The sequence below is a fragment of the Burkholderia sp. MS389 genome, from assembly GCF_016899425.1.
Classification (GTDB): Bacteria; Pseudomonadota; Gammaproteobacteria; order Burkholderiales; family Burkholderiaceae; genus Burkholderia; species Burkholderia sola.
Map to the genome: position 1 here is coordinate 2,953,582 of NZ_CP045995.1, position 19,052 is coordinate 2,972,633.

The following is a 19,052-nucleotide window of genomic DNA, read 5'->3' on the forward strand; positions in this document are numbered from 1 at the left end:
TTAGGTGGACGAACCTCATCAGGCGCATCACTAGAATTTCAACAACGCTGAAACGAAAAGTGCAATCGTGGCGGTTGAAGCGAGCAGTCGATGATCGATCGCGATCGCACGGTTCGAGTGTCGACGTGAATTCATGATCGGGGTGCGGACTGGCGCTCACGCACTGATAAGAATCGGTGATCGCGCGAAATCGCCAATCACAATTGGACCGGACGAAATTGAACGGTGACGATTGAAATGGCATGTCGGCACTGCTGTCGCGATATTCGTGGGGCGAGCCGGATTTGCAACACGGTCGAGTGTGTCGCGTCGAAGCGCACAGCCACGCACACCATTTAAATTAAGGAGATTGGAATGTCCGCCTTGAAGTTTCCCAGTGAGCGGCTCGTGGACGCTTATCGCGCCATGCGAACGATTCGCCGCTTCGAGGAGCGCGTGATGGACGAGATGGCGACCGGCGACATTCCGGGCAACACCCATCTTTGTGCCGGGCAGGAGGCGAGCGCCGTCGGCGTGTGCCTGCACCTGACGGACAAGGACTACATTTCGTCGACCCATCGCGGGCATGGTCACAGCATTGCCAAGGGATGCGATATCGGCGCAATGATGGCCGAGCTGTTTGGGCGTGCGACGGGAACGTGCGGCGGCAAAGGCGGCTCGCAGCACATCGCCGATCTGCGCAAGGGGATGCTGGGCGCGAACGGCATCGTGGCCGGCGGCGCGCCGATCACGTGCGGCGCCGCGCTCACGGCGAAGTTGCTCGGCACCGGTGGCGTGGCGGTTGCGTTCGCGGGTGACGGTGCGATGAACGAAGGCGTGATGTCGGAGAGCTTCAACCTCGCGAAGATCTGGATGCTTCCGATCGTCTTCGTGATCGAGGACAACGGCTTCGGCGAAGCGACGGCAAATTCGTTCGTCTCGGCCGGCAGCTTCACCCGGCGCGCGCAGAGCTACGACATTCCCGCTGCGGAAGTCGACGGCACCGACTTGTTCGCGGTCTACGAGGCCGCCGGCCAGGCGATCGATCGTGCCCGCAATGGCGGCGGCCCGAGCCTGCTGCAGATTCACGTGCCGCGCTACTACGGTCACTACAGCGGAGACCCCGACAACTATCGCACGCCGGAAGAAAAGAAGGCTATGCGCCAGGAGCGCGATTGCGTCGCCAATTTCCGCAGGCAGGTGCAGGAAGGATCGCAAGTGGCCAGCGGCGAGCTGGACGCGGTCGATGCGCAGATCGAGACCGAGATCGACGCCGCCGTGAGTGCTGCGCGCGCAGCCCCGTTCCCGCCGCTTTCGGCACTGACCGCCGACGTTTACGTGAAGTATCTGTAAGGACCCACAGCAATGGCAAAGAAATCGTTCCGTCAAGCGCTGAATGACGCGCTGCACTCGGAGATGGCGCGTGATCCGCGCGTGATCATGATGGGTGAGGATCTGACCGGCGGCGCGGGCGCCAACGGCGTCAAGGATGCGTGGGGCGGTGCTTTCGGCGTGACGCGCGGGCTGCTCGACGCCTACGGCCCCGAGCGCATTCGCGATACGCCGATCAGCGAGGCCGCATTCGTTGGCGCGGCCGCCGGGGCGGCCCTCACGGGTTTGCGTCCGATCGCCGAACTGATGTTCGTCGACTTCGCCGGCGTATGTCTCGACCAGATCATGAATCAGATCGCGAAGTTCCGGTACATGTTCGGCGGCCGTGCCAAGACGCCGCTCGTGATTCGCGCGACGTACGGGGCCGGCACGCGCTCGGCCGCGCAGCACACGCAGGCGTTCTATCCGATCTTCACGCACATTCCCGGCCTCAAGGTCGTGATCCCGTCGAATCCGTACGACGCGAAAGGCCTGCTGCTCCAGGCGATCCGCGACGACGATCCGGTGATCTTCCTCGAAAACAAGATGCTGTACGACACCGTGGGCGAAGTGCCCGACGGCGCATACACGATTCCGTTCGGCGAGGCGCGGGTGGTGCGGGACGGGAAAGACGTGCTGATCGTTGCGCTCGGCCGCATGGTCGGCGTGGCGGAGACGGCCGCTCGCCTTCTCGCGGCGGACGGCGTGTCGGCATGCATCATCGATCCGCGCACGACGTCGCCGCTCGACGAGGACACGCTGCTCGAGTACACCGAGGACATCGGACGGGTCGTGATCGTCGATGAGGCGAATCCACGCTGCAGCGTCGCGACGGATATCTCCGCGCTGCTGGCCGACAAGTGCTTCGACTCGCTGAAGGGGCCGATCCGGCTCGTGACGGCGCCGCACACGCCGGTGCCGTATGCACCGAACCTGGAAGACGCGTACGTGCCGTCGCCGGAAGCCGTCGTGAATGCCGTCAAGTCGATTCTGAAGGGGTAATCAATCATGTCGTTCATTGAAGCCGTCACCATCCCCAAGTGGGGGATGACGATGACCGAAGGCACCGTGCTCGAATGGCACGCGAAGGAGGGAGACAAGGTCGAACGCGGCCAGGAACTCCTCGAGGTCGAGTCCACGAAGGTCAACAACGTGGTGGAGGCGACCGTGTCCGGGATCCTGCGGCGCATCGTCATCGACGAGGGCGAAATCGCGCCGGTCGGCGCGCTGATCGGCGTCATCGCCGATGAAGCGGCGACCGAGGAGGAAATCGACGCGCTCGTCGCAAGCTACGCGCATCGCCTGAATGCGGACGACGGCGAGGCGGGTGGTGTGGTCGCACCGAAGGCGGTCGCCGTGTCCGGCGGCAGCGTGAACGTGCTGGAGCTCGGCCCCGAAAGCAACGAAACCGTGTTGTTCATTCACGGCTTCGGCGGTGACCTGTCGACCTGGCTGTTCAACCAGGGCACGCTCGCCGAGCAGTTCAGGACGATCGCGGTGGACCTTCCCGGGCACGGCGCGTCGACGCCGATTACCGGTGGTGGCGTGATCAAAAAGATCACTATGGCGGTCGAGGAAGCGGCGAGCGCGATCACGTCCGGGAAACTGCACCTGGTCGGTCACTCGTTCGGCGGCGCGATCGCCGCGGCCTTCGCGGCCGCCAACCCGTCGCGTGTCGCATCGGTGACGCTCATCGCGCCAATCGGTCTGGGCAAGGAGATCAACCGCTCGTTCGTGACCGAATTCGTCGCCGCGGAGCGCCGCCGTCCGCTTCAGGCCGCGCTGGAGAAGCTGTTTGCCGATCCGTCGAAGATCACGAGCGAAATGGTCGAGGGCACGCTTCAGTTCAAGCGGCTGGAAGGCGTCCAGGAGGCGCTGTCCGCGATCGCCGACACCATTGCCGACGAAAACGGCCAGGTTCAGACGATCGGTGCGATGCTGGCTGGACTCACCTGCCCCGTGATGCTGCTCTGGGGCGAGCGCGACGCCATCATTCCGGTCGCGCAGGCCAACGACCTGCCGTCCACGGTGCAGTTGCGCGTGATTCCGGACGTCGGCCATATGCCGCAAATGGAGGCAGCGTCTGTTGTGAACGATGCGCTGCTGGAGAACATCCGTCGCGCCCGATAACCGCTCGTGCCGGGCGGCGGGACGCCGATTCGGCGATGTGAAGCGGTTATCGGCGCAGTGATCTTGAGGAAACAGTCATGTCAGGACGTTTGACAGGCAAGCGGGTACTTCTGACCGGCGGCGTTGCCAATATCGGTCTCGCCATTCTGGAGTCGTTCGTTGCCGAAGGTGCGACCGTATCGGTCGTCGATATCGATGAGGTCAAGGGCCGCGCGCTCGAATCCCGGTTCGGCGATAAGGTGCGTTTTTTTCGAACCGACATCTCGAGCGAAGACGAGATCAAGGCCGTCATCGAGAAGTCGTCGGAATGGATGCGCGGCATCGACACGTTGTGTCTGAATGCCGGCGTCCAGCTCTCCGGGCGGATCGAGCAGTTCAGCACCGAGAGCTGGGACAAGGTCTTCGGGATCAACGTGCGGGCCAACTTCATTTTCGCGCGCGAGTCGCTCCGTCACCTGAGAGCCGCGCAGAAGTCGTCGATCGTGATGATGTCGTCGCTCGCGGGCAAGCGCGGCGGCACCGGCCTCGCATGCTACTCGGCGTCCAAGGCGGCCATCATCGGTCTGACGACCACGCTTGCAATCGAGCTCGCGCCGGACGGCGTGCGTGTCAATGCCGTGTGTCCCGGCTGGATCGATACGCCGTTCAATCAACCGGTGATCGATTTCATGGGTGGCCGCGACAAGCAGGAGTCGGCGGTTCGGACGGCTATCCCCCTTGGCCGACAGGCGACGCCGGACGAGGTCGCGCCGCTGTTTGTCTACCTCGCATCGGACGAGTCGTCTTACGTCACCGCGCAGGCAATCAATGTCGATGGCGGCGCGTACAACTGACTGCCGTGCAGAATCGGGAAGAAACCAATGAGCAAGCAGATCACAAATGAAGCCGCACGGCGGGCGATCGAAGCGGGCGTCGCGAAGGCGAACGAACTGGCGCAGCGCTCGTCGTTGTCGATCGTGGATGCGGGCGGCCACCTTGTTGCGTTCACACGCGTGAACGACGCGGCGTTCGGCACGATCGAAATTGCGCACAACAAGGCGTATACCGCCGCAGCACTGCGGTTCCCTACCGATTACTGGATGAATTTCGTCCAGCCCGGAGCCGAGCTCTACGGGCTCGAGCGCGCGGCGTCCCGCCCGCTGGTCGTGTTCGGCGGCGGCCTGCCGGTGAAGCACGGCGACGAGGTCATCGGTGGGGTAGGCGTGTCGGGTGGTCCGGAGGAAGCGGACGTGGCGATTGCGCGTGCGATGGTTGCTGCGCTCGGCGAGAACTGAACATCTTCCTGCAAGGGTACTTTCAATGGAATCGACTGCAGGTACGCGGACGATGTCGGCCGACCAGGTTCGGCTGCTGATTCGCGACGGCAAGCTGCGTGCGCCGACGACGGGATACGCCGATGGCTTCATGCAGGCAAATCTGGCAATTCTGCCGAAGATGTACTCAGATGATTTTCGCGAGTTTTGCCGAATCAACCCCAAGAGCTGTCCGCTGGTGGGAGTCGGGCAGCCCGGCAACCCGGGGCTGGACGGACTGGGCGTGATCGACATTCGGACCGACGTGCCCCGCTACCGCGTGTACCGGAACGGGGTTCACACCGATACGGTCGACGATCTGGTCGATCTGTGGCGTGACGATCTCGTGACGTTTGCGCTCGGTTGCTCGTTCTCGTTCGAGAGCGCGATTCTGCAGGCGGGGATCGACATTCGCCACATCAGTGCGAACCGGAACGTACCGATGTACGTGACGAACATCCAGACGGCGGCCGCGGGGCCGTTTCATGGCCCGATGGTCGTGTCGATGCGCGCGTTCAAGCCCGCAGATGCAATCCAGGCAATCGTGCTGTCGGAACGGTTTCCGCTCGCGCACGGTGCACCGGTTCATATCGGTGACCCGGCGGTCATCGGGATTCGCGACGTAACCCGGCCGGAGTTCGGCGATCCGCCGGTGATCGAGGACGGTGACATCCTCGGTTTCTGGGCTTGTGGGGTCACGCCGCAGATGGCTCTTCAGGCGGCGAAGCCGGATTTTGCGATCACGCATGAACCGGGATACATGCTCGTCACCGATTTGCCGGCGCACACCGCGGCCGTATGAGCCAGGAGTCGTTGCAATGTTCGATGCAGAAATCGCCGCGAAGCTGCTCAATCGCGGAACGTCGCAGGCGTCGGACGAATGTGGCATGCAACACCTTGACGTGTTGCGCGAAGGGTTGCTCGATTTTTCTCACCGGATCGAGCGTCTGGCCGTGCAGGACGCCGGTTCCGAGGTTCCTCGCGAGATCGAATGGCTGATATTCCGCGACGGCTCCCGTGCGTTGCGCATTCGTGCCGATGATGCACATACGTGCTGGAGCGAATGGGTTTCGATTGCGAAATCCGGTACCGTCAAATCGATAAAGAGTACGAACAAATATATTGTGACGGAATGAAGCGGCAAGGCCGTCGAAGCTTGTCCGCAATGGAAATGACTGATTGGCGAGGAAGCTCGCCGGGAGAAGCCGATGTCCGAGCATGGAGTCCGACTGGAATGGACTGTCGATAAGCACCACGAGCGAGAAGGGAGCTATAGCCGGGACCACCGCGCGATCATCAGCCCGACGGTGACGATCCCTGTCTCTGCGGCTCCCGATTATCTCGGGAACGAAAGCCTGGCCGACCCGGAGCAGTTGCTCGTCAACGCGCTCGCGAGCTGCCACATGCTGTACTTCCTTGCGCTCTGCGAGGGAAGCGGGTACGCGGTCGAATCGTACTCCGACAACGCAGTGGGGAAAGTCGAGAAAAGTGCTGACGGATTTCACTGGGTATCCGAGATCGTGCTTCGACCGCGCGTGACGTTCCGGTCCGAAAAGCAGCCGAACCTTGCGCAACTGGAGCGACTGCATCACCGCGCCCACAAGGGGTGCTTCATCGCCAATTCGATCAAGTCGAAAGTGGACATTGAACTCGGCTGAGTTCTGACAGGGAAGTGCCAGCAGCAAATCAACAACCGCAAACAGGAGAGTGAGATGAAGAAGGATGGTCTGGTCGTGGTCGCAACCGTCGTGGCTCGAGCCGGTAACGAAGACGTGCTGCGCGAAGCATTGAAGGAGCTGGTGCCGTATGCGAAGACGGAGCCGGGGTTCATTCAATACGATCTCCACGAATCGACCGAGACGCCGGGGCAGTTCGTTTTCTATGAAGTCTGGGAAGACGAAGCCGCCCTCGAAACCCATTCGAATACCGAGTTCGCGAAGGCGTTCGGCGCACGGGCGGGACAATGGATCGAATCCGTCTCGCTCAGCAAGTTCCGGAAAATCGCGTGAATCCCGCGCGAACACCCGAGCAGCATCGCGTGTTCGCGCACTGAAGGAATCCTGTAGGCAGCGTCATGTTAAGCATTGATTTGAACTGCGATCTCGGTGAGAGCTTCGGCGCGTGGAGCATGGGCGACGATGCGGCGATGCTCGACATCGTGACGAGCGCAAATGTTGCCTGCGGTTTTCACGCCGGCGATCCGGTGGGCATCTATACCGTGCTGCGTGAAGCGGCGCGGCGTGGTGTTGCCGTCGGTGCACACGTCGGCTATCGCGACCTGGTGGGCTTCGGGCGTCGCAACATGCAGCCGTCACGCGAAGAGTTGATGGGCGACGTGATCTACCAGATCGGCGCGCTTCAAGGGCTCGCGAAGGCGGCGGGCACGTCAATTCGCTACGTGAAGCCACACGGCGCGCTGTACAACACGATCGCGCGCGACACCTACCAGGCGGCGGCCGTCATCGACGCGATTCTCGCGATCGATTCCACGCTCGTGTTGATGACGCTGGCCGGTGCGCCGATTGCGGATCAGGCGCGCGAAGCAGGCATCACCGTAGTCAGCGAGGCGTTTGCGGACCGTGCGTACAACGGGGATGGAAGTCTTGTGAGTCGCCGCTTGGAAGGTGCGGTCATTCACGATCCGACTGCCGTTGCGCGTCGCATGTTGCGGTTCGTGCAAGAGGGTGTCTTGACTGCAATCGACGGAACGGACATTACGGTTGATGCGCAGTCGATCTGCATTCACGGAGACAACCCGTCGGCCGTTGCGACCGCTCGTGTGCTGCAGACGCAACTCACCGCGCGCGGCGTTGCGCTTCGGCCATTTGCCAGTGCGTGCGGGGGAGGGAACCGTGCCTGAGCAGATGCGCATCCTTTCGGCTGGTTCTACCGGCGTCCTGGTCGAGCTTGGAAGTCTCGAGACGACGCTGGCGCTCCTCGACAGGCTTCTCGCAAGCGAAGTGGACGGTGTCGACGAGGTCGTCCCGGGCGCGCGTACCGTACTGGTTCGCCTCGATCCGGCTGTCGTCGATCGCGCGGCGCTGATCGAGCGGCTCGGGCGGCTGGACGTGTCCGTTCGCCGGGAGCGCGGCGGGAGCATGTTCGATATCCCGGTTTCCTACGGCGGAGAAGATCTGGGCGAGGTCGCCGAACTGTTGGGATGGTCCGTGGCGGAGCTTGTCCAGCGACATCTGGATGCAGTCCACTCGGTCGCGTTCACCGGATTCGCACCGGGGTTTGCGTATATGACCACCGACGATCCGGGATTCGATGTCCCCAGACGTAGAACCCCCCGTGTGCGTATCCCGGCGGGTTCGGTCGCGATCGCGGGGAAATTCAGCGGGATTTATCCGTCCGACAGCCCTGGAGGCTGGCAGCTTCTCGGCACGACGCAAGTGCCCATGTGGGACGCGACGCGCCCGCGTGCGGCATTGCTCGCGCCCGGTGATCGGGTCCGCTTCCGCGATGCGAGTAAAGGTGCGGTCGTTCCGGTATCGGCACGACTGGAGCCGACGCGGGTGCGCCGGGTTTCGGGCAGCGGCATCGCGGTGACGCGTGCGGATCGCCCAGTGCTGTATCAAGATCTCGGCCGACCCCGTCAGGCTGACCAGGGTGTCTCCGTGTGTGGTGCCGTCGACCGCGCCGCGCTACGACTCGCGAACGCCTGTGTTGGCAATCCCGAGCGTAGCACCGTGCTCGAAGTGACGTTCGGCGGTCTTTCGCTGGTGCCTGATCGTCCGGTGACCCTGGCTGTAACGGGGGCGCCGTGTCCGATTTCGATTCGCGACGCAAATGGCCGCGTGACGGTTGTCCCCCATTCGCGTCCGTTTGCCGTCGATGCGGGCGAGGAAGTCTCGCTCGACATTCCCGGCCGCGGCATGCGGAGCTACGTCGCACTGCGTGGCGGGTTTGTCGTGGAGCGCACGTTGGGGTCCGCGTCGACCGATACGCTTTCGAGGATCGGCCCGTTGCCGATCGCCCGCGGCGATGTTTTGGTTCCGGCCAACGAGGCGGCGACGTTCGTCGAGCCGGAACCTCTGGTCGGACGGATGCTCCCGCGTGCTGGCGACGTCATCGATGTCGACGTCGTCCCGGGGCCTCGCACCGACTGGTTTACCGACGATAGCGTCGCACGTTTTTTCTCGCAGGAATGGCGCGTCACACCCGAGTCGAGCCGGGTCGGCATGCGACTGTCGGGCGACCTGGCGCTGGCGCGGCGCGACGACGCGGAGCTACCGTCGGAAGGCACGTTGTTCGGATCGATTCAGGTGCCGCACAGCGGCCAGCCGGTGGTGTTCCTGACCGATCACCCCGTCACCGGCGGGTACCCGGTGATTGCCGTCGTCGCGGCCCATCATCTCGGCATGCTCGGGCAGATTCCGATCGGCGCCCGTATCCGCTTCAACCCGATATCCGCATTCGATCCGCAAGTGAAGGAACTCGTTCGATGAAGAAGCTGCTCATCGCCAATCGCGGCGAAATCGCCATTCGCGTCATTCGCGCCGCGCGCGACTACAACGTGACATCGGTCGCAATCTACTCGGACGCGGATGCCGGTTCGCTGCATGCCGAATTGGCCGACGAAGCATACGGGCTGGGTGCGGGCCGCCCGGCGGAGACCTATCTCGACATCTCGAAGATTCTGGCGATCGCCCGTCGCGCCGGTGCCGATGCGGTCCACCCGGGCTACGGCTTCCTGTCCGAACGCGCGGAGTTCGCCCAAGCGGTAATCGATGCCGGACTGATCTGGGTCGGCCCGTCGCCGGCGGTCATCACCGCGCTCGGCGACAAGGTGCAGGCCCGGCGTATCGCATCGAAGGTCGGCGCGCCGCTGGTCAGGGGATCCGACGGGCCGTTGAACAGTGCGTCCGACGCGGTCGCCTTTGCGCGGGAAGTTGGCCTGCCGCTGGCGATCAAGGCGGCGTTCGGGGGCGGCGGCCGCGGCATGAAGATCGTCCGACGCATCGAAGACGTCGCGGAGATGTTCGATTCGGCCGTCCGCGAGGCGACGGAGGCGTTCGGCCGGGGCGACTGCTACGCCGAACAGTTTCTCGACCGTCCGCGCCATATCGAGGCGCAGATCATGGCCGACCATCACGGCAACACCGTCGTGCTCGGCACGCGCGACTGTTCGCTGCAGCGCCGAAACCAGAAGCTCGTGGAAGAGGCTCCCGCGCCTTTCATCACCGTCGAGCAGCGCGCGCGCATTCATGACGCGGCGCGAAGGATATGTGCCGAGGCCGGCTATACGGGGGCGGGCACGGTCGAGTTTCTGCTTTCTCAAGACGGGGTCATCTCGTTTCTCGAGGTGAACACGCGGTTGCAGGTCGAGCATCCGGTGACGGAGGAAACCACCGGTGTCGACATCGTGATCGAACAACTGCGCATCGCGGATGGCCTTCCTGTGTCGATTACGGCGACGCCGGAGCCCCGCGGTCATGCGATCGAATTCCGTATTAATGCGGAAGATCCGGGTCGTGGTTTCTTGCCGACACCTGGCGCGATCACGCGCTTTCGTCCGCCCGCAGGTCCCGGTGTGCGGCTCGACTCCGGTGTCGAATCCGGCTCGCAGATTCCGGGACTGTACGACTCGCTGATGGCCAAGCTGATCATTACCGGCGATACGCGCCAACAAGCGCTCGCTCGCGCCCGTCGTGCGCTTGCCGAATTCGATATCGAGGGAGTGGGTTCGGTGCTGCCATTCCATCGGGCGGTACTCGAGGAAAAGAGCTTCAGCGGCGAAGATGGATTCAAGGTTCATACCAACTGGATCGAAACGGAGTTTGGCGGGGTCGAACCTTCCGGACGCGTCACGCCGGCTGAGGGCGGGCTGCTGAAAAGCTTCATCGAGATCGATGGAAAGCGTCACACGATCGGTCTGCCTGCGTCGCTGTTTGCGAATGTCGGCGTCCCGCGAGCATTCGACGATTCGGCGAAGGCGGAAGCGGGCGCCGACATCGTGACGGCGCCGGTTCCTGGAACGCTGCAGAAGTGGCTGGTGGGGGAGGGTGCGACGGTGGCCGAGGGCGATGCCGTCGCCATCATGGAAGCGATGAAGATGGAAATGCGTGTCGTCGCACCGAAAGGTGGTCGAATCCGCATCCATGGGGAAGCCGGACGTCCGGTCACGGCGGGCGAAAAGATCGCGGTTATCGAGTAAGGAGCGAAGGGGACATTGAATCGAATTTGAGTTGTCGAGATGTAGAAGGTGTACGTCATGTGATTCGGGATCCTGAGTGACTGGCGAACAATCAAATTGATGTCGGAAGAGTCAAGGAATCGGCTGAGTGCGTCACGAGTACGACAGCCTTATTGGAGGAAAACCGTGAAAAAACTGAATGTCGCTCTGGTGGGCACTGGCTTCATGGGCAAGGCCCACTCCATCGCTACTGCCGTGGTGCCGATCCTGTTCGGCTCGCCGGTGGAAATCGAACGCAAGGTCGTGGTCGACATCGACGACGAACTCGCACGCAATGCAGCTGCGCAATATGGGTTCGCCGAGCACGCGACGGACTGGCGCGAAGTGGTGTCGCGCCCGGATATCGACATCGTCGACATCTGCACGCCGAACGACACGCACGCGGCGATCGCGATCGCCGCCGCGAAGGCGGGCAAGCACGTGATGTGCGAGAAGCCGATGGCCATGACGGTAGCCGATGCGGAAGCCATGCATGCGGCCGCGAAGGAAACGGGCGTGGTCACGATGATTTCGTACAACTATCGCCACACGCCGGCGCTGCAGATGGCCAAGCGGTTGATCGACGAAGGGCGTATTGGCGAGATCCTGACGTTCCGCGGCTACTACCTGCAGGACTGGGGCGCGGATCCCAGCACGCCGCTGTCGTGGCGCTTCAACAAGGAGAAGGCCGGCTCGGGCACGCTTGGCGATATCGGCACGCACGTCATCGATGCGGCGCGCCTGCTCGTCGGCGAGTTCGAATCGGTGAACTCGATCGTCAAGACCTTCATCGCCGAGCGGCCGCTGCCGGCGGGCCGTTTCTTCGGCCCGGCAGGTCAGGCATCGTCGGAGAAGGGCAAGGTCGACGTCGACGACATGGCCATGACGATGATCAAGTTCAGCAATGGCGTGTGCGGAACGATCGAAGTGACGCGCAATGCGTGGGGCCACCACAACCAGCTCGGCTTCGAAATCCACGGTACCCGTGGCTCGATTGCGTTCGACTATCAGCGCCTGAACGAACTGCGTGTGGCGTTCGCGGACGATCCGTCGGACGCGTTCGGCTTCCGCACGATCTACTCGGGCCCGCATCAACCGTTCGGCGACAAGCTGTGGCCGGTTGCCGGGATGGGCCAGGGCTACATCGATATCAAGTCGATCGAGTGGTACAACTTCCTGCAGGCCATCGCCGGGAACCAGCCTGCCGCGCCGAACTTCGAGGACGGCGTCCAGATCGAGCGCATCGCCGACGCGATCCTCGTGTCGGGGCAAAGCGGCGTGTGGGAACACATCCAGCAGCCGGCTCGCGGATAACACGGCCGCCGCCTGAAGTCGTGCGGAGGCGGTGAGCTCCTCGGTGAGTGGCGAATCGGTAACGCGGCTCGTCGGTAATGGATCCGGCGAGCGCCTCCTCATCTGCGGCCAACGTCGAAGCATCACCGTCCCGGCGGCGAACTGCGATAGATCCGGATGCGGCCTCCACTACGGCCGCGTTCGAACGATAGCGTGTCAATAGATCGGAGGCAGGGGATGACCTTGGCAATTGGGGTGATCGGTGTCGGCGTAATGGGATCGGAGCACGCGCGCATTCTGCGTGAGGAGACGTCGGGTGCGGAGTTGGTCGCGGTCTGCGATGCCGATGAAGGGCGCGCGCGGACCGTGGCGGGCGGCGCGAGAGTCTATACGGACCCGCGGCAGCTGATTCGCTCCGAGCATGTCGACGCCGTTCTCGTTGCCGCACCGGACACGCTGCACGGCGACCTCGTACTGCAGTGCATCGAGGCCGACAAGCCGGTTCTGTGCGAGAAGCCGCTGGCCGGTACGGCGGCCGAGGCACTCAAGGTCGTCGACGCGGAAATTGCGAAGAGCCGACGGCTGGTCCAGGTCGGTTATATGCGTCGTTTCGACCAACCGTACATCGAGATGAAGCGTGCTGTCCGGGAGGGCGACATTGGCGCACCGGTTGTCGTGCACAACGTCCACCGAAATCCCATCGCGCCGGACTGGTTCAACGGCCCGATGTCCATCACCAATGCGTTCGTTCACGAAATCGATGCAAGCCGCTGGTTGCTCGATTCCGAACCTGTTGGCGCACGTGTCTACAGTGCTGGAAACGGCGATCCGCTGGTCGTCGTGATGGAAATGGCCGGCGGCGTAATCGTGTCGTCGGAGGTGTTCATGAATTGCCAGTATGGCTATCACGTGCACGTACAGGTCGTCGGGCGAAACGGAACGATCGAGACTGCTCCGCCCGGATGTGTCGGCAGGAATGCCGGCGGCTACGGCATGACGGCCCATGCCGGAAACTGGATCGACCGATTCAGGTCGGCCTATGTGAAGCAGCTCAACGAGTGGGTCCGATCGATCGGCGCCGGCACGTCAAGCGGTGGTGCAAATGCCTGGGATGGCTATGTCACGACGGCAGTCGCAGAGCAGATCGTCGCTGCGATGGGGCGCGGAACATCATTGACGTTCGCGGCCGGGCGTTACCGTCCGACGATGTACGCGTAGTCATGCCAATCCGCGGAAATGCAGAGGTTTGCGCCACTCAGGAGGAAAAATGATCAGAATTGGAATTCTCGGATGTGGGCGCATTGGTCAAGTTCATGCACTCGGTATCAAGCAGATTCCATCGGCAACGCTAGTCGCGGTAGCTGACGTCAACGAGAGCGCCGCAGCGGCCTGTGCTGACCGATTTGGGGTTGACGCACGCGATGCATCGGACATTCTCGAAGGGAATGACATCGATGCGGTGGTGATTGCGACACCGTCATCGACGCATTTCGATCTCGTTCACGCGGCGGTGGTTGCGCGAAAGGCCATCTTTTGCGAGAAGCCCATCGATCTGTCGTCGGAGCGGGTAAGGGCATGCATGGATGCCGTCGAGAATGTGGGCGTGCCCTTCATGACGGCGTTCAACCAGCGGTTCGACCCGCACTTTGGTGAGTTGGCGCGTCGCGTGCACGAGGGTGAGATCGGAAATGTCGAGACCATCACGATCACATCTCGTGATCCGGCGCCGCCGCCGCTGTCGTATCTGAAGACGTCCGGTGGTCTCTTTCGCGACATGATGATTCACGATTTCGACCTCGCGCGATTCCTGTTGCAGGAAGATCCGGTGCGAGTGTTCGCCACCGGATCGGTGCTGGTTGAGCTGTCCATTGCGGAGGTCGGCGACGTGGATACGGCGGCAGTCATCCTGACGACGAAGTCGGGGCAGATCTGCCAGATCTCGAATTCGCGCCGCTCGACCTACGGCTATGACCAGCGACTCGAGGTTCACGGATCGCGCGGCATGCTACGTGTCAAGAACGTTCTCGAGTCTCAGGTGGAGCATGCCACGGAAGTCGGGTTCGCCATGCCGGTCGCGCAACCGTTCTTTCTCGAGCGCTTCGGCGCCTCCTATCTGGCCGAAATGCGCTACTTCGTCGACACCGTGTCGGCAGGAAAAATGCCGCAACCGGATGCCGGCGATGGCCTGAAGGCCCAGTTGATCGCCGATGCGGCCACGCTTTCGTGGCAGCGCGGGCAGCCGGTGGACATCGCTGGCTGATCGACATGACCGGCATGGGCAGGCCAGCCGGTGGGCATTTCACACATATCGGGTGCTCTCATGAAGATCGGTATCATCGGCCTCGGCAACGTAGCAGAGTTGCACGGAACGGCTCTCGCCGAAATGGATCCGCAGTTGTTTTGTGGCGGCTGGAGTCGCACTTACAGGAAGGCACTGCAATTCGTCGACCGGTTCCAATGTGCACTTTGACGATCCGAACGCCGACGATCAACTGGTGATCACCGCGGAATATCCTAATGGAACGATTGCGAATCTGTGGGGAAGCTTTTCAGCCGACGATCGCAGTCGGGAGCCCTGGTCCGTCTATTTCAAGATCATCGGCTCCGACGGAAGCGGCGTGATCCCGTGGGATGTCACGAAGTTTGGCGACGCGAGACTTCCGTTCTGGGATGACGCGACCTACTGGGACAGCTTTCTTCAGGTCGAAAGCTTCTTCGTGAACGAATGCGTCGCGAAAGGTACGACCCCGTTGTCGACGCTCGACGACGCATATGACGCAGCCGTCGTGCTGGATGCGGCGCGTCGGTCTCTGCGCGAGCGGAGCGCCGTGCCGGTCGTCTACGGTTCCTGAGCAACGCATAGAGGCAAACATGATCAGATACGCTGTTGTAGGTGCTGGATGGATATCGCAGGAGGCGTTCATGCCGGCTGTTGCCCAGACAGGAAATTCGGTGATCGGCGCGTTGGTTTCCGGAAATCCTGACGGCGCGCGGAAGCTCGCGAGATTCCACGGCGTCGATACGATCGTCGGGTACGACGACTACGACCGGATGTTGAACAGCAATGTCGTCGACGCGGTCTATATCGCCGTCCCCAACCCGCTCCACGCCGACTATGCGATTCGCGCAGCGCGAGCCGGAAAGCACGTATTGGTCGAGAAACCGATGGCGACCAACGTCGCGGATGCCGAGGCGATGATTGGGGCGGCAGCCGAGGCCGGCGTGTTGTTGAGCACCTGTTACCGCTTGCATCACGAGGCAGGGACGATCGCGGCACTGGAAGCGATCCGGGAAGGCCGCATCGGTGATCCGAAGTACTTCTGCGGGATGTTCGGATTTCAGTCCGCGACGGGCAACCACCGGCTGGACAGCAAGAACTGGGGCGGCCCGCTTCAAGACATCGGGATTTACTGCGTCAACGCGGCGCGGCATGTCTTCTCCGACGAACCCGTCGATGCGTCGGCGATCACGACGCGCCGGCCCGGAGATTCCCGCTTCTCGGACATCGACGACGCCATTGCTGTCACGTTGCGTTTCCCTCGCGATCGAATCGCGCAGTTCTATTGCAGTTTTGGCACGGCGTCGATCGATATGTACAGGGTGCTGGGAACCGAAGGGGACCTGACCATGGAGCCCGGTTTCAGGTTCGAAACGCCGACGCGAATGGTACTGAACGCGAAGGATGCTTCGGAGACGATGCATTTCCGGCACTGCGATCACTTCGGCGGGTTGATTCAGCAGTTTTCCGAATGCATTCAGAAACGCAGCAAGCCTGCGTCGAGTGTCGAAGAGGGCCTGGCTGACCTGAGGGCCTTGCTGGCGATCGAGGCGTCTGCTCGCACGGGAACGGTGGTGTCCATCGAACCGACGCGTTTCGTCCGCCGAAACCTGACGCTCGATGATGTGCGCGCCGTACCGAGAACGGAAAAGCGGCTGCTGTTGTAGGCGTTCAAGTCGAGAGAACTTGCGCGACACACTATCCGAGGCTCGCTCGGCGTGCCTCGAATTCCTGTCGCGGATGCAGATCCGTGGCGCGAGACTTAGTTGTAGCCGAGGATCGATACCGACCGGAGATCGGGCCGATCGGGAACATTCGCCGCGATGGAAGACATCGGTTCACGCAGAAGGGCGGTGTACGGAGAGACGTTTCGCTGGTCCGTGGCGGGTACGTTTCGATGGTTCGTGCGGGTGACCGAGGCAGCGTTGAGAAGGGCGGTGCCGAGAACTTTCCGTAGCGTCATGGGGCGAGGGTCCAGATATATCCGTCGTTTCGAGATTCGCGGTTTGCCGAATGGCTTTCGCACTCTACGTCATAAAGAAGGAATGCGAATAAATAATAGGATCGGAAATGATCTTGAGCCAACGAGAAATTCTGCACACGGCTGTCAACATTTTCCTGACAAGCAGAGACGAACGTAGCGATGTTCGACGCCAATGTGCTGTCTTCGCCGTGTTGACTCGAGAAGATCGACGGACGCAGGCAGGTGTTCTGTGGCGTATGACGGGACGGAAACCTGCATCCTCGATGGTGAGGCAATGAATACACGCTTTCTGGAGACGTTCGTGACGCTCGCGCAACAAGGCAGCTTCCGGGCTACGGCGCGTCTTCTTCATACTTCGCCCGCGACGATATCGACACGTATCAAGGCGTTGGAAGACGAGTTGAGGACCGAGCTCGTCGATCGAACGGCGGCGGATTTTCGTCTCACCCTGTCTGGGCAGAGCTTGTTGACGCTGGCGATGAACGTGGTAGACGCGACTCGTGCGCTCAAGAAGGCAGCCGGTCTCGATCTCGCGTTACGCGGACCGATACGTTTCGGCGTGATAGACACGATTGTTCACAGCTGGCTTTCCTTGTATGTGACGCAGTTGAGGGAGCGCGTCCCGGGCTTGGTGGTCGAGCTGACCGTAGATTCGAGCCCGGCACTGAACAAGAAAATCTTGCAGGGCGAGCTCGACATGGCTGTCTGCGCAGAGGTTGTTGGGAGCGACAAGGTCACGTCGAGCAGGATTGCAAGCTATCCGGTTCGATGGATTGTCAGCCGGGAGCTGCTTTCCGGTTCGGACATGGATCCGGTTCGCCTCGCCCTGGCGCGGCCGATACTGACATTCGGAAGGGGCACCACGTCGCACCTGGCGGTGGAACGCATCGTCCGAACACTGGCCGGTGGAGCCGGCATCCCGGACGAGGCGATACGCATAACCTGTGCCTCTTCGGTCGCTGCGATCGTGCAATTGGTGCGTGATGGATACGGTGTCGGGGCAGTCCCGCACCTGTTCGTGCACGACGAACTGGAGAACGGGCGAATCGCCGAGCTCGCGCTGGAGCCGCAGCCGCCGTCGATCGACGTGTCGTTGTGCATGCCGGTCAATGCATCACCGGCCGTCGTAGCGGCAGCCGACGCGGCCCGGGATGTGTGCGCTACATACTGCCGAGGAAAACCGGAGACGCTGATTCGGGCCGCGTGACCGATCATCCCGATTGAGGTCGTTCGGGCAGTGGGGGTGTACCGATTGACTTTCGGATTATGGTCGCCGGCGGGTATATGACTTCCCTAGTATGATTCGGCGGCGCGTTGCGGTAGCCTGTCCCATTAGGTATCAGATGTTAGTCTGGTGCGAATTTCATGCTCTCCGCTCGTGAGGCTTTCGGTTTCGGTGCTGGCGCACTTGTCGGGCCGCTGATTTCGGGCGATCGGCGCTCGCGCTCATCCCTACCGGCAAAGAGAATTGGCGATGTTAGTCGAAGTCAGCAAATTCAGGGAATCGCAGGAGTTCGCTCTTCAGACCGTTAACTTTGCACGGTCGATGCTCAATTGTTCGGCCGCCGTGTTCACATGGCTCGATTCGCACGACCAGCTATTGCCGCACACCCAGATGGGATGGCCCGAAGAGACCATCAAGGACTATTACACGGTATTCGCCTCGGCCGATCCGCTGAACGTCTATCGTCTGATCAAACAGCGTGCGACCGTAGTGACCCTCAAAGGGGCAAAGCGCGACGACCAGCACTCCAGTTGGTCGGATTACCAGCGGAAGTACGGGCTCGTGGACGAAGTCGGGTTCCTGTTTTGGGCGGGAGATACGCCACTAGCATGCCTCTCCGTCATCAAGAAGCAAGGCGATAGCCCGTTCTCGACTCCCGAACCCTTCGGACAGATGTACGACTATATGCAGCACAGCTTCTCGATGCTTGCGTCCGTCAAGAAGGTCCAGGCAGACCACGCGCTGCGAAACGAGTATTTCCTGACGGAGCGGGAGCTCGCAGTCGCGTCTCTGATGACCGCCGGCCTGTCCAACAAGGATATCGCCGAGACGCTGGGCATCGAGCTTGCCACCGTCAAGTCGCATGTCATTCGAATCCTGGGCAAGCTGGGCATCGAGAGCCGAACCCAGCTTGCGGCATTCTCCGCCGACCTGGGCACACCGACCACGAAATAGCCTGGGTGCACCGGGGCGGTGCGTTCGTCCTCGTCACCGGTTGCATCAATGGAAATTTTTCTCATCCTTTGGATGGACGAGCGGCGTCTTGGCCATACATACAATGGTTTCAAGGCCGCCGGACATCATTCAGACGGTCGTAACGCTCGCATTGGTTCATGCCTGTTGCGTGGCCTGACAGCTCACTTCATCGATCACGATCTTCAACCTTGAGGATGGTGCGCGTTACACATGGCTTGAGCGGCGTCCGGCTGTCAATTCGCATAACGAATTAACTTCCGATGCGTGACGGGTGTTTGCCGAGTGCCGGTTGATGGTGGACCGTCTTCGGTCCAGCTCGCCGAACTGATAGAAATTCGTGATCTGCA

General features: G+C 62.0%; 20 protein-coding genes. All 20 read left to right on the forward strand.

Annotated elements, in window-relative coordinates:
* The first annotated feature begins 354 nt into the window (after positions 1–354).
* The 20 genes from GJG85_RS29565 to GJG85_RS29660 all read left to right on the forward strand — a co-directional run bounded on the left by GJG85_RS29565 (position 355) and on the right by GJG85_RS29660 (position 18,684).
* On the forward strand, positions 355–1,332 hold the full coding sequence (locus GJG85_RS29565) for a thiamine pyrophosphate-dependent dehydrogenase E1 component subunit alpha (RefSeq protein ID WP_050011217.1): 978 nt from the start codon (positions 355–357) through the stop codon (positions 1,330–1,332).
* Positions 1,333–1,344: 12 nt separating this feature from the next.
* A complete protein-coding gene (locus tag GJG85_RS29570) occupies positions 1,345–2,352 on the forward strand; it encodes an alpha-ketoacid dehydrogenase subunit beta (RefSeq protein WP_048985726.1) in 1,008 nt (335 codons plus the stop codon).
* Positions 2,353–2,358: 6 nt separating this feature from the next.
* The gene (locus GJG85_RS29575) at positions 2,359–3,480 is read left to right on the forward strand and encodes an acetoin dehydrogenase dihydrolipoyllysine-residue acetyltransferase subunit (RefSeq protein ID WP_124630508.1); all 1,122 of its coding nucleotides are present in this window, start codon (positions 2,359–2,361) and stop codon (positions 3,478–3,480) included.
* 77 nt (positions 3,481–3,557) lie between these two features.
* Positions 3,558–4,313 carry an SDR family NAD(P)-dependent oxidoreductase gene (locus GJG85_RS29580; protein WP_050011215.1) on the forward strand — a complete coding sequence of 252 codons (756 nt, stop codon included), beginning with the start codon at positions 3,558–3,560 and terminating at the stop codon, positions 4,311–4,313.
* A 27-nt stretch (positions 4,314–4,340) separates the two neighbouring features.
* A complete protein-coding gene (locus GJG85_RS29585; RefSeq protein WP_050011214.1) occupies positions 4,341–4,754 on the forward strand; it encodes a heme-binding protein in 414 nt (137 codons plus the stop codon).
* A gap of 25 nt (positions 4,755–4,779) precedes the next feature.
* Positions 4,780–5,574 (forward strand): putative hydro-lyase, encoded by a 795-nt coding sequence (locus GJG85_RS29590; protein WP_050011213.1) that lies wholly within the window; start codon positions 4,780–4,782, stop codon positions 5,572–5,574.
* Positions 5,575–5,590: 16 nt separating this feature from the next.
* On the forward strand, positions 5,591–5,908 hold the full coding sequence (locus tag GJG85_RS29595; RefSeq protein ID WP_050011212.1) for a hypothetical protein: 318 nt from the start codon (positions 5,591–5,593) through the stop codon (positions 5,906–5,908).
* 72 nt (positions 5,909–5,980) lie between these two features.
* Positions 5,981–6,430, forward strand: a complete 450-nt coding sequence (locus GJG85_RS29600; protein WP_204384160.1) for an OsmC family protein — start codon at positions 5,981–5,983, stop codon at positions 6,428–6,430.
* 54 nt (positions 6,431–6,484) lie between these two features.
* Complete coding sequence (locus GJG85_RS29605; RefSeq protein WP_050011210.1) at positions 6,485–6,781, forward strand: putative quinol monooxygenase; 297 nt, start codon at positions 6,485–6,487, stop codon at positions 6,779–6,781.
* A gap of 65 nt (positions 6,782–6,846) precedes the next feature.
* Positions 6,847–7,632 carry a 5-oxoprolinase subunit PxpA gene (locus tag GJG85_RS29610; protein ID WP_050011209.1) on the forward strand — a complete coding sequence of 262 codons (786 nt, stop codon included), beginning with the start codon at positions 6,847–6,849 and terminating at the stop codon, positions 7,630–7,632.
* Complete coding sequence (locus GJG85_RS29615; protein WP_124660024.1) at positions 7,625–9,223, forward strand: urea amidolyase family protein; 1,599 nt, start codon at positions 7,625–7,627, stop codon at positions 9,221–9,223. Before GJG85_RS29610 ends, GJG85_RS29615 begins: the two co-directional genes overlap by 8 nt.
* Positions 9,220–10,932 (forward strand): biotin carboxylase N-terminal domain-containing protein, encoded by a 1,713-nt coding sequence (locus GJG85_RS29620; RefSeq protein WP_050011208.1) that lies wholly within the window; start codon positions 9,220–9,222, stop codon positions 10,930–10,932. Before GJG85_RS29615 ends, GJG85_RS29620 begins: the two co-directional genes overlap by 4 nt.
* A 165-nt stretch (positions 10,933–11,097) precedes the next feature.
* Positions 11,098–12,264, forward strand: a complete 1,167-nt coding sequence (locus tag GJG85_RS29625; RefSeq protein ID WP_048985716.1) for a Gfo/Idh/MocA family oxidoreductase — start codon at positions 11,098–11,100, stop codon at positions 12,262–12,264.
* A 216-nt stretch (positions 12,265–12,480) separates the two neighbouring features.
* Positions 12,481–13,461, forward strand: coding sequence for a Gfo/Idh/MocA family oxidoreductase (locus tag GJG85_RS29630; protein WP_050011207.1), 981 nt, complete (start codon positions 12,481–12,483; stop codon positions 13,459–13,461).
* 49 nt (positions 13,462–13,510) lie between these two features.
* Positions 13,511–14,503 carry an inositol 2-dehydrogenase gene (gene iolG, locus GJG85_RS29635; protein WP_050011206.1) on the forward strand — a complete coding sequence of 331 codons (993 nt, stop codon included), beginning with the start codon at positions 13,511–13,513 and terminating at the stop codon, positions 14,501–14,503.
* Between the two features lie 60 nt (positions 14,504–14,563).
* Positions 14,564–14,713: a hypothetical protein gene (locus GJG85_RS29640; protein WP_179233154.1), complete on the forward strand. Its 150-nt coding sequence runs from the start codon at positions 14,564–14,566 to the stop codon at positions 14,711–14,713.
* Positions 14,703–15,095, forward strand: a complete 393-nt coding sequence (locus GJG85_RS29645; protein WP_204384162.1) for a hypothetical protein — start codon at positions 14,703–14,705, stop codon at positions 15,093–15,095. The genes GJG85_RS29640 and GJG85_RS29645 overlap by 11 nt, the downstream gene beginning before the upstream one ends.
* Before the next feature lie 19 nt (positions 15,096–15,114).
* Positions 15,115–16,188 (forward strand): Gfo/Idh/MocA family oxidoreductase, encoded by a 1,074-nt coding sequence (locus GJG85_RS29650; protein WP_089489202.1) that lies wholly within the window; start codon positions 15,115–15,117, stop codon positions 16,186–16,188.
* A gap of 591 nt (positions 16,189–16,779) precedes the next feature.
* A complete protein-coding gene (locus GJG85_RS29655; RefSeq protein WP_050011390.1) occupies positions 16,780–17,712 on the forward strand; it encodes a LysR family transcriptional regulator in 933 nt (310 codons plus the stop codon).
* 267 nt (positions 17,713–17,979) lie between these two features.
* Positions 17,980–18,684: a LuxR C-terminal-related transcriptional regulator gene (locus tag GJG85_RS29660; RefSeq protein WP_060067741.1), complete on the forward strand. Its 705-nt coding sequence runs from the start codon at positions 17,980–17,982 to the stop codon at positions 18,682–18,684.
* The last annotated feature ends 368 nt before the right edge of the window (positions 18,685–19,052 follow it).